Source organism: Mesomycoplasma ovipneumoniae (assembly GCF_033343935.1).
In the GTDB taxonomy this organism is placed as follows: domain Bacteria; phylum Bacillota_I; class Bacilli_A; order Mycoplasmatales; family Metamycoplasmataceae; genus Mesomycoplasma; species Mesomycoplasma ovipneumoniae_G.
This window is the reverse complement of record NZ_JAWPGQ010000011.1, coordinates 22,415-34,352: the sequence shown is the minus strand read 5'-3', so window position 1 is coordinate 34,352 and position 11,938 is coordinate 22,415. Positions and strand designations below refer to the sequence as shown.

The following is an 11,938-nucleotide window of genomic DNA, read 5'->3' as shown; positions in this document are numbered from 1 at the left end:
ATGTTTATTATAACATAATTTTATTTTTGACCAAACATTTTTTTTTTTTTTTGCAAAATCTTAATTTTAAAATAATAAAAATTAAGATTTTAGCGTTAAAAAAACCTGTATTTACGGGTATTTTTGCATATTTATATTGACTAAAAAGTGAATTTTAGCCATCAAACTGACAAACTCAGCAAAATTTATGAAAATTTTAAAAATAAAAGCTTCTTGAATTAATCAACAAGAAGCTTTTATTTTTAAATAGGTCGTAAATTCTTAGTTAATTTCTTTGCGAATTTTGTCAACAAAAAATTTAGTGATAACATAAGGTCTAGTTATCATTGAACCAACAACGACTGAATGGGCGCCAATTTTAAAAGCGTCAATTACATTTTGAGGCTCATTAAAACCACCTTCAGCGACAACTTCTATGCCGGTATTACGGATTTTTTCAACCATTCAGCGTAAAAATTCGTAATTATTTTCAATATTATTATGGTTTTTTGTTGTTTCTGTATAACCGCGTAGGGTTGGGGCGACATAGTCAAATTTTAATCTAATTGCATTTTCAACATCTTCATAGTCAGCACAATCTGCAAGTAAATATTGGTTCTTTTTTCGATTTTTATGGAAATAATCAACAATTTCATCAAGATTTTCGGCCGGCCTGTTGCGAAGAGTTGCATCAATTGCAATTATTTGGTTATCAAATTGCATTAATTCTTTGAGTTCTGTCAATGTCGGCGTAATAAAAACGCTTGAATTTGGGTAAGTTTTTTTAATTAAAGAAATTAAAGGTACTTTTTGGTTTAGATCAAAAAAATCTTTGACATTATCAATTTGCGAAGTTCTAATACCATCAGCCCCGCCTAAAAGTGCAGCTTTCATCATTTTTTGCATTATTTTTGGCCCATAAAGCGGCTCATCTTCAAGTGCTTGACATGAGACAATGAAACTATTTTTTAAAAGACGCATTTTTTACCCTTTAATTAGCGATTTTTGCTAATTTTTCCTTTATTTTTTCATATTGTTCTAATTTTTCGTCTTGAACTTTTTGGATTTGAGAAAATTCTTGATTTGTTTGTATTGTCTCATTTTCTCTATAGTTAGGATGTCCAAAAATTAGAATTTGATGCCATTTTGGCATTAAATTTGGCACGGTTTTTGCAACTTTTTTGGCAACTTTTTGCAACTTAGAATCATTTTTTGCAATTTGTTTTTCTAATGCAATTAACTGATCAAATTCAGGTGTTTTTGTTCAAATTGTTAAATTTGTTAAGTTTTTCTGTTTTTTACTAAAGAAATTATAAATTATTGAACCGACATAGCCAAAAATGATTGTAAGGAAAAAGGAAATTAGCGCTACATATTCGCTAGCAAATTGAATTACTAAATGTGCAGGAACAAGTCTTTTGTTTGTAAAGATTCATAAAAATAAAGCAGTAATAAAAGCAATACTAATTCCAAGAACGGCGCCAAAAGAATTTGTTCTTCGAGTTAGAATTCCTAACATATAAACAGCACCAATTGGCACACCAAAAAGTCCAACTATTGCAAGGAAAAGGTCAAATAAATTAGTTTGTCCTGAATATGTCAAAAGAAAAGCAACTAACATTCCTTGAATTCCGAAAAATGTGATTAAAATTTTTGATATAATCAACATTATTCGATCTTTTATAGGAGGTTTTTTCCGGAATTTACGGATTGGCTGAATAAAATCACTAACAATAACATTAACTAGCGAGTTCATTGAAGAAGAAATTGTTGATTGACTTGCGGCAAAAACTGCTGCAATAATCAAACCAGAAAGTCCGGTCGGTAAGACTTTTATGATGAAAAATGAAAGAAGTTGATTATTTGCCGCGCCTTGGCGACCAACAATTTGGTCAATTGCATTTTTGGCATCAACATCAAATCCTTGGGACTTAAAGTAACTATATAACATTGAACCAACGCCATAAAACACAAAAATAGTAATTAAAGTTAAAATTGCATTAATATAGATAGTTTTATTAGTTCCTGAAATGAATTTTGAGGTTTTATACCTTTGGACAATGTCTTGAGATGCTGTATAAGAGAAAATAGTCTCAACATATTTTCCTAAAAAAAGAAGGAACATACCACCACTAGCAGCACTTATTTTTCATTGACCTGCATTAAAAATTGACTGATAAATATCGCCTTTACTTCAGTCAGTTTGCACTAATCCAAAAATCAAAATGCAAATAATTCCTAAAAGTAAAACCAGACCTTGAATTGCATCAGTTCACAAAACACCTTTAAAACCACCTAAAAAAGTGTTTAAAATTACGACTATCGCCATAATTCCGATGATTAAATAAATGTTTAAATCAACAAAAAGTGACAGAGTCAGTGCAGGAATATACAGAACAATTGCAATCCGAAAAATGTGAAAAATAGCAAATAAACCGCCACTTAAAGCCCGAATTAAATAATTATAACGACTTTCGAGATAAGCATAGGCGGTATTTGCAGTAATTTGGCGATAAAAAGGGATAATTCATTTAATTAAAACCGGACTAATCAAAATTATTGCCACTTGCCCGACAGATCACATTCATCCTGTTTTAAAAGCAAGTCCAGGCAGACCTAAAAATGTAAGGGACGAAAGCCCGGTAGCCCAAATTGAAAGAGCAATAACAATTGAAGGCACTTTAATTGACTTGGCTACTAAATAAGAATCAGTGCTTTTTTGCTTATTGTTTTTTTCCTGATACCAAAAAAACAGTCCAAGCAATAGCATTGAAAGCATATAAATTGCTAAAATAATTCAATCCGTTGTTGAAAAACTTGATTTATTTTCTTCCATATTTCCCCTTTCTCAACTTTTTATAATTAAAAATTTGAAAAAGTTGAAGCTAGTCTAAAAATTTTTCTTTAATTTCAAGTGCCTTTTGATTTAGTGTTTTTTGGCAAATTTTTTTAAATGGAAGGCGATTATAACCAGCATCAACACCATAAAGTTGCATAATTGCTTTGATTGTTTGCATTAGTCCAACTTCCAAAAGTGATTGAATATAGTCATTATAAACATGAATTTCGTTTTTAAAAGCTAGTAAATCACCTTTTTTTGCCAAATCAAGAATTTTTCTTGCCTTGATTGCGTTTGTGTTATAAGTTGAACCGATAAATCCGCGAGCTCCTAAAAGGTAAGCGAGTCCAAAAGCTTCATCAAAAGCGTACATTCAAATCTTTTCTGGATAAGTTTTGATTAGTCTTTCGAATAAAAAGATGTCATTTGACCCAAATTTGCAGCCAATGACATTTTTAAGATTTAAGATGCTACCAAATTGTTCAATGTTAATTTTTGAGCCTGCAAGTTGAGGCAAGTAATAAATAAACATCGGTAAATCAACGTTTTTTGCAATTTCCTCATAGTAGTTTTTGATTTCATCAAAGGAAAAATTATAATAAAAAGGTGTGATTGCACTGATTGCATCAAAACCAAGTTCTTTAGCTTTTTTTCCTAGTTGGATAGCTTCTTCAAGATTTAAACTTCCAATCTGAGCAATTAAAGTTACCTTATTTTTTGCTTTTTTAGCTACAATTTCATAAATTTTTTGTCGTTCTTCAACAGACATTAACAAAAATTCGCCCGTTGATCCAGTGACATAAAGACCGTCAACTTTTTGTACATCAATTAAAAAATCAAGAATATGCTCAAGATTTTCAGTCATTAGTTCGCCTTTTTCATTAAAAGGACTTATTAAAGCGGGGAAAAATCCATGATATTTTTCCATATTAGCCTCCTTCTTATAGAAAAATCTTTTATGTTGATTTTCCTATTTTTTGTATATAAAATAATTATATATAAAAAAACCCGTATTTTTTTCAAAAACGGGATTTTTCTTTATTTTTGTCAGTTTCTGCTAATTTATCTATTAAAGATTAAATTTTTGCCTTAAAAGATAAAAAGCACCGAGCATACCGGCATTATTTTTGGATTCGGCGATCAAAAGCTCGCATTTATAAGGAGTTTGCTCTAACATTTTTAGGAATTTTTGCTGAATTTTTGAAAAGTATTTCCTATTTATATAGGAAAAACCGCCTCCAATAAAGATTTTTTCTAAATTTTGAAAAATTGCAAGTTGATAAGTAAATTCGACAACTTTTTGGAAATAGTCATTGATCATTTTTTGAAAATCAGCGTTGTTTTTATATAAGTTATCAAACTTTTCATATTCAGAAATTCTAATATTATAAAGTTTACTAATTTCTTTATCAAGCAAACTGAAAGAAAGTCAGTCGTCAAGTCTTTGACCCTCATAAATTAGATAACCAAATTCACCAGCTAGAAAATTTTCACCTCGAATTAATTCATCCTTGACAATTCCAATTCCAACGCCAGTCCCTAAAGTAACTGTTGCGTAATTTTTTAGGTCTTTGTGATAAAATTTTTCTGAAACTGCAGCGGCATTTGCGTCATTTTCGACAACAACAGGTAAATTAAATTTTTTTTCTAAAATAGAAAAATCGCTACCAAAATATGGCAAAGTTTTATGATTTACAAAAATAATTTTCTTTTTTTCAACATCAACCCCGCCCATTGTAGCAATAGCGATTCCTTTTATGTCTTTAGAAAAATCTGATTTTTCTAAAATTGAGTTGATAATTTCCTCTAAATTCTCTAGAATTGAACTGATATTGGTTTTAAAAGTTTTTGTTTGGTGAAAAAAATTGTCACTATCAATAATCCCCATTTTAATGTTTGTACCGCCAATATCGAAAAGAATGAATTTGTCCATTTTGCCTCTCTTTTTAAAATAACCTTTGTTTTTATAGCATTTTTTAAATCTTGCTAGTATAAATTTGGTTGTTTCTTTAAAAAATTATAACTTATAAAAGCAAAAATAAATTAGAATATTAATAAATTAGTATTAAAATTTTTTTGAAATTGTAGTAATTCCAAGCTAATTCGAAAAATCAAGATTTATGATAAAATAATTTATTAATTGCTTAATTAATTAAATTTGTCTTGTAGGTTTTAAAGATAATAAAAATTTACTCATTAAAAACTAAAAATACTATCGAATCAGTTTTACAAGATTTAATAGCTAAAAAATTAAAATCAATTAGGGAAAAATAGAAACGTATATTGGCATTATTAGAATTTTCCAAATGAAAAAGTAATTATGGATAGAAAAACAGGACTAATTTGACATTTATGAAGCTAACACCGCAACAACAGAAAGTGATTAATTCAGCATTAAAAGGCAAAAATGTTCTAGTTGATGGTTGCATTGGGAGTGGAAAAACAACAATAATTCAAGCTTTGTGCGACAAATTTCCTATTGATAAAAAAATTTTGTACTTAACCTACAATTGACCATTAAAAATTGAAGCTAAAAACAAGATTAAAGAAAAATTTAAAAACAAGATTAAAAAGAAAAAAATTACGGTAGAAAATTATCATGAATTTGCAAAATCAATGTTAGACCAACAAGGTATTAATCCTTCTTCTGGGAATCCAATTAAAATATTTTTAGACCATGATATATCTGTTGGAACCTTTGATGTTTTATTAATTGACGAATATCAAGATATTGGGTTTCTAATATCCTTGTTATTAGAAAGAATAAAAACACAAAATCCTAACATCCAAATTGTTGCTGTCGGGGATATTAAACAAAAAATTCATGATAACACTAAATTAGATGTTGAGAATTTTATTGATAAATTTTTAGTATCATATGAAAAATGTTCATTAACAATTTCTTTTACAATGCCTAAAGATCATTCTAATATGTTGAGTAAAGTTTGGAATAAAACAATTAATGGGGTTAATGAAAATTGCCAGGTCGAATATATGGGGCTTGACCAAATTAAGGAATTCTTATCTAAGCAAAAACCTTCAGATATCTTATGTTTAGGCGAAAATGATGGACAAATGTCAAAAGTACTAAATTATCTTGAAAAAAATTATAGTGCTATTTTTGATAAAAAAACCGTTTACGTTTCTACAAGAGAAAGAGATGTAAATTTGTTTCCCCAAAAAAATTCGGCTATTTTTACAACATTCGATAGCTCAAAATGGCTAAAAAGACCTATTTGTGTTATTTTTGATTTTACTGAAAGTTATTGATTTAAACGTTTAAAAGAGATTGCTAGTAATTATGAAATTTTAAGAAATCTATTTTGTGTAGTGGCAAGTAGAGGAAAAGAAAAAATCATATTCTTAAAGCCATCTGACCATTACGAAGATAAAATATTTGACAAAGATACTCTTATAAAAACCCTATCTAGTGAACCTCAAAAAGATAGACTAGAAAAATATTCAATGTCAACAATGTTTCAAAATAATTATGATGAAGATAAAATCGAAATGCGTCAAATGCTTGATGTAGAACAAATTCATATTGATGATAAAACCGTAATAGAGGTAGAAAACCTTGATGGGTTTATCGATCTTAGTCCATGTATTGGGATTTTTCTTGAAGCAAATTATTTTAATAACTACTATATGGTTAAGAAAATTTGAAATTTAATTCCAAACTACCATGATAAGAACCAGGAATCACCACGACGAGACGAATACAATGATTTTATTGATATTAAAAATAGAAAATCATTAAACGATTTAATACTATTTTATCGTTATTTGCAAACAGGCAAAGAAAGATATATTGAACAAGCGCAACGAAATTTTGTCAATGATAAAGCTATTCAACAAATGCACAAAAGATTATCAGAGGAGCTTAGTAGGAACGAAAAAATTCAAGAACCTTGCTTGTTAGAATTTAACAATAACATAAATAATTTTACAATGAAAGTTAGCGGAAAAGCTGATGTTATCAAGGATGATATAGTTTATGAACTTAAATTTGTTAGCGATTTAACAACTGCTCATTTTTTACAAACCGCTTCATATATGCTAGCCTTAGAAAAGGAAGAAGGTATATTGTGGAATGTTAAAAAAAATGAAAAGTACAAAATTAAAATCAAAAATCCAGAAAATTTTAGAGTTAAACTTGCAGAAACAATCTCTAAAGGCCGGTATAAAGAAAAAAATCTCAATCAAAATCAAGCCAAAAAAAGATCATGGAGCATATGAAAACTATTGAGAATCAACAAATTATTGATTTGAATCAAAAATTTGCTATAAATTAACGTAGAAACAAATCTTCAAAATAAGATTTTCTATCGGATTTATAATTGCTAACAGCGCTAATTTTAATTTACTCGATAGTGCAAGGTATATTTATAGTATTTTAGGTCCAGTCCCTGTTGAATTTAAAAAACAAAATGTTTGGATAAAAACTCATAAAGAAATGATTTTTAGGTTAAAAAATTTCTTAAAATATCACGATATAAAAGACTTATTTTGATGCGCAAACTTTGATTTTACACAAAATATTAAAAAAAGAATGATTTTAAGGCTTTAAATCAGCATAAAAATTTGCTCGTGTGATCGAATTTAGTGTACATTTATTCATTATTAAAGATAAAATGCCGTCATATGATCATGCTAAAGTGGCAAATTTTTATTATTTTCCTAGACAAAACCGTGAAAAAATTGAATCTAGCAAGTTTTCATCGTCTGTTCTGCCAAAAATAGTTTGTAATTCTCTTCAAGCATTACGCAAATCTACAATTGCAATGTCAGGTCCAAAACCAGATTCTAGACTATTTTTAGCATCAATAATTGCTGTTTTCGCCAATTCTATCTGTGAAATTTGGAATGAATTAGCGACAAACTGATTTTCTTTTCCCAAAAAGGCAAAAATAGTTTTAATTTTTTCAATTAAGCTATCAATTTCTTTGTTTTTAGCACTGATTAATATTTTATCAGCAAATTCTTCCTTATTTTCAATTAGGTCAGATTTATTATATACTTGTAAATATACTTGATTTTCGCTAATTTTTTCACTTAAATCAAGATGTTTAGATTTTTTTTGACTTGCATCAATAACATGTAAAATTAAATCAGATTTCTCCATGTTTTCAAAAGTTTTATTAATTCCAATTTGCTCAATTTTTTGCTTAGTTTTTCTAATTCCCGCAGTATCAAAAACTTTAAAAAGCAAATTGTCGATCACAAAATTACCTTCAACAATATCACGAGTTGTGCCAGGAATTTCACTTATTATCGCCTTATTTTCGTCAATTAAAGCATTTAGAAGCGAAGACTTGCCGCTATTGGGTTCACCGATTAAAGATGTTCTTATTCCTTCATAAATTAGTCTTGAATTATCGGCTATTTTTATTAATTCATTAAAATTTTTTATTAATTCATCAATTTTAGGAATAAGAATCTGATTTGTTAGAATTTCAACATCATCATATTCGGGATAATCAATATTTACCTCAATAGTCCCGATAATTTCTTCTATTTGTTGAATTAATTTTTTAATAAAGTTTGAACTTGCCCCAGAAAACTGTTTAAGAGCAACATTGTGTTGTGATTTAACTTGAGCATGAATTAAATCATTAATCGCTTGAGCTTTAACTAAGTCAATTTTTCCATTTAAAAAAGCACGTAAACTGAACTCTCCAGGATTTGCAAGTCTAGCGAGTTTAGTTTTTAAAATAGTTTCAAGAATTAAATTTGTATTTAAAACTCCGCCATGAGCGTTTATTTCTACAGTTTCTTCGCCGACAAAATTTTTATCTCCAGCAAATCATAGAACTAAAACTTGATCAATTTTAGTTTGATTATCATGAATCCAGCCAAAAGTTATTTCCATGGAATTACCAATTTTCCCGGTAAAAATTTTTTCCATGATCTTAAAGGCATTTGGTCCTGAAATTCTAATAATCGAAATTGCTTGATTTATTGCTCCTGAAGCAATCGCACAAATTGTGTCAAAAACCATTTAATATATTCCTAAATTTAATTTAAAAGTTAAAAAAAGTACTTTTATAGACTAAATTCCTATTTTTTTCTCATATTCAGCCAGCGAACCTTGAAAAAACACGGCTGAATCTTGTTTAATATCCAAAATTGCATTTGCAACTTCTTTTATTAAGGCAAGATTGTAAGTTGTAAAAATCGTTCCTGAATCATAAAGTTTTAAACCTTCAATGAAAGAATCAATTGATTCAGAATCAAGATGATTAAGTGGTTGGTCAAAAATTAAAAAATTTGATTCACTTAGCATCATTTTTGAAAACATAAGTCGAACTTTTTCACCACCAGATGTAACATTGACCTTTTTAAAAACTTGGTCGCCGCTAAAAAACATCCTTCCTAAAAAAGCACGCATTCTATGGGTTGAATTGTCTTTATTTTCATCTTGTGTGTTAAAAATTGGCCACTGTGAAATTCAAGAGATTAAATCTAAATCTGAATTAAAAAAATCATCAGTGTTTGCTGGCAAATAATCAAATTTTATTGTTGAACCTCAAGTGATTGTCCCTGAAGTTGGGGCTTCTTTTCCGGCAATAATGTCAAGTAATTTAGTTTTTATTAAATCGTCATCAACAAAAACTACCATTTTTTGACCTGGTAAAAGTGTAAAAGACACATTTTTAAATAAAAATTCGCCAGTTTCAGGATTTTTATAACTTAAATTTTCAACATTTAATATTTGTTTTCCAGGTCTTGGAAAAACATTAAAGCGAATGTAAGGGTATTTTCGTGATGAAGGTTTAATTTCCTCGAGCTGAATTTTCTCAAGGGATTTTTTTCGCGAAGTTGCCTGGGCAGATTTTGAAGCATTTGCAGAGAATTTTGCTATAAATGCTTCTAATTTTGCAATTTGCTCTTCTTTTTTTGCATTAGCATTTTTTTGAAGTTCTCTTAATAACTCAGAAGATTGTTTTCAAAAACTGTAATTTCCAGTAAAAATTTTAACTTCACCATAATCAATATCAACGGTATGAGTGCAAACTTGATCCAAAAAATCGCTATCATGGCTAACAACCAAAACAATATTTTTATAATTAATTAAAAATTCTTCAAGTCATTTAATAGCTTTAAAATCTAAGTGGTTAGTTGGCTCATCCATTATCAAAATATCAGGGTTTCCAAAAAGCGCTTTTGCCAAAAGTACTTTAACTTTATAGGAAGATTTTAACTCTGACATTTTTGAGTATCAAAATTCCTTAGGAATCTCAAGTGCAGAAAGTAAAATTTGTGCATCATTTTCAGCGCTTCAGCCACCTAAAAGCCCAAATTGTTCTTCAAGTTCGCCAGCACGGTTATAATCAGCTTCTGTTGCATCCGGATTTGCGTAAATTTGATCTTTTTCTTGTTGAATTTGAAATAATTTTTGGTTTCCCATTATTACAACATCAGTAACAATAAAATCATCAAATTCATAGTGATTTTGTGATAAAACAGAAATTCTTTGATTTTGTGATGTTTGAATTGATCCTGATGATGGTTCGATAAAACCAGCTAAAATTTTTAAAAAAGTTGATTTTCCAGCTCCGTTAGCACCGATAATTCCATAAGTATTTCCTTCTGTAAATTTTAAATTTACATTTTGGAATAAAACTTTATCGGCAAAAATTTTTGATAAATCCTTAATTTCAATCATTTTGAGTCTCTTTAAATTATAATTTAGTAAAATATCTAAAAATTATATTACAATTTTTATTAAATTAAAGTAAAAACCTAATAAAAAATAACTTCTAAAATTTAATATTAGACCTCTAATTTTCAATAAAGATTAAAAAAGCTAAAATAAAATGATTAAAAAGCGAGGTTTTTGGTGGCGATAAAAAAACATTTTTATAAATTTTTCAATGGATTAGCAATTTTGCCAATCTTTTTGATTTCCTGCGCCCAACCAGAAACAGAAATAAATGTTTCTTCTATTCCATCACTGATAATTCCAATTTCAGAAAACAAGGATGAATTTCAAAAACAAAATCCGCGCTCATTTGATCTTTATGTTTCGGAAGTAAATGCTATTAGATTAAAGTGATTTTTAAATAAACCTAGCTTAATTAATCTTTTGCCTGAGGAAAAAAGCAAAATTTATGCTTCTGATGTTGCAAAACATTTCGTTTTTGACAATAAAAATCGAATTTTAGCTTTTCAGGAGAACTTTGGCTCATCTGAGGAAACTAATCCAAATTTTTTGAAAAATATTTTTCAAAAAACATCTGCAGTTTATTCGGGTAAAAAAATAAATGACGGAAATACCGACCTTTTAAATGATTCAGGTCAAGATAATTTTGAAAAGCATAAAAAAATTTCAAAAATTTTTCCGCAAAATTGACGCTATATTGAAACTAAGTTATTAAAACCAAATGTTATTCAAAAAGACAATAAGAATTATCTTTTAATTAATGCATATAAATTTATTTTTTCATCCCCTCTTACTAATTCAAATTCTCAGACTAACGAAAAAACTGAGACAAAATCTGATAAAAAATGAAAATTAAGCGCCCCAAACATACAACCAACCCCTATTTTAAGGCTTTTTTGGCATAATCAAAGCTTAGAAAATCCATTCAAAATTAAGCTTAATTCAAAAGAAGATTTAAACTCTGAGTATGATTTACAGCTAATTAATAATATTGACCAACCCGAATCTGTTGCTGATTATAGTTTTAATTTTTCTGATTTAAATCCAAAAATGCCTGAGAGTCCGCTCAAAATTTCAGACACAGACCCTATTTTTCGTGTTATTATTCAAAGTTTTGCTATTCCATATCAAGACAGTGTCGCTAATTTTGAAAGCGATAATTTTAAATTTGATTATGAATTTGACTAATCCAAAAGCTTTTTCAAATATGAAAATTAGGTTATTTACATAAGTTTATTGTTTCAGTAAAAAAAAAAAAAAAACATTTTGGCTTATTTTTTACTTTTTGTGTTAAAATGTTAATTGTTTTTCATAATAAGGACATTAATATGCAATTTATTTTAAATATCTTTAAAATGCGAGAGTTTAGATCCATGGTTTTTGCCCAAAAAGCCAATTTTTTTGCATATTCTTTTTTTAATGTTTTTTATAAATCCATTAACTCATACAAAAAC

The 11,938-nt window shown here is 28.3% G+C and carries 8 protein-coding genes; 2 read left to right on the top strand and 6 right to left on the bottom strand.

The genetic code is table 4. The features are described from left to right. Window positions 1-261: 261 nt before the first annotated feature. The 4 genes from R7X45_RS03020 to R7X45_RS03005 all read right to left on the bottom strand — a co-directional run bounded on the left by R7X45_RS03020 (window position 262) and on the right by R7X45_RS03005 (window position 4,751). Entirely contained in the window at window positions 262-960 is a 699-nt protein-coding gene (locus R7X45_RS03020; RefSeq protein WP_318055860.1) for an N-acetylmannosamine-6-phosphate 2-epimerase, read from the bottom strand. Window positions 961-970: 10 nt separating this feature from the next. Further along, on the bottom strand, window positions 971-2,815 hold the full coding sequence (locus R7X45_RS03015) for a sodium:solute symporter family transporter (protein ID WP_318055859.1): 1,845 nt from the start codon (window positions 2,813-2,815) through the stop codon (window positions 971-973). A gap of 49 nt (window positions 2,816-2,864) precedes the next feature. Further along, a complete protein-coding gene (locus R7X45_RS03010) occupies window positions 2,865-3,746 on the bottom strand; it encodes an N-acetylneuraminate lyase (protein ID WP_313414517.1) in 882 nt (293 codons plus the stop codon). A gap of 141 nt (window positions 3,747-3,887) precedes the next feature. Next, window positions 3,888-4,751 (bottom strand): ROK family protein, encoded by an 864-nt coding sequence (locus tag R7X45_RS03005; protein WP_318055858.1) that lies wholly within the window; start codon window positions 4,749-4,751, stop codon window positions 3,888-3,890. A gap of 419 nt (window positions 4,752-5,170) precedes the next feature. On the opposite strand from R7X45_RS03005, the gene R7X45_RS03000 reads away from it, so the two are divergent. After that, on the top strand, window positions 5,171-7,108 hold the full coding sequence (locus tag R7X45_RS03000; RefSeq protein ID WP_318055857.1) for an AAA family ATPase: 1,938 nt from the start codon (window positions 5,171-5,173) through the stop codon (window positions 7,106-7,108). A 382-nt stretch (window positions 7,109-7,490) separates the two neighbouring features. Here R7X45_RS03000 and mnmE read toward each other — a convergent pair whose 3' ends face one another. Together mnmE and R7X45_RS02990 are read right to left on the bottom strand one after the other, a co-directional pair. After that, entirely contained in the window at window positions 7,491-8,819 is a 1,329-nt protein-coding gene (gene mnmE / locus R7X45_RS02995) for a tRNA uridine-5-carboxymethylaminomethyl(34) synthesis GTPase MnmE (RefSeq protein WP_318055856.1), read from the bottom strand. Between the two features lie 51 nt (window positions 8,820-8,870). Further along, window positions 8,871-10,487: an ABC-F family ATP-binding cassette domain-containing protein gene (locus R7X45_RS02990; protein ID WP_318047625.1), complete on the bottom strand. Its 1,617-nt coding sequence runs from the start codon at window positions 10,485-10,487 to the stop codon at window positions 8,871-8,873. 174 nt (window positions 10,488-10,661) lie between these two features. Here R7X45_RS02990 and R7X45_RS02985 point away from each other — a divergent pair, with 174 nt between their 5' ends. After that, the gene (locus R7X45_RS02985) at window positions 10,662-11,672 is read left to right on the top strand and encodes a hypothetical protein (RefSeq protein ID WP_318055855.1); all 1,011 of its coding nucleotides are present in this window, start codon (window positions 10,662-10,664) and stop codon (window positions 11,670-11,672) included. Window positions 11,673-11,938: the final 266 nt, after the last annotated feature.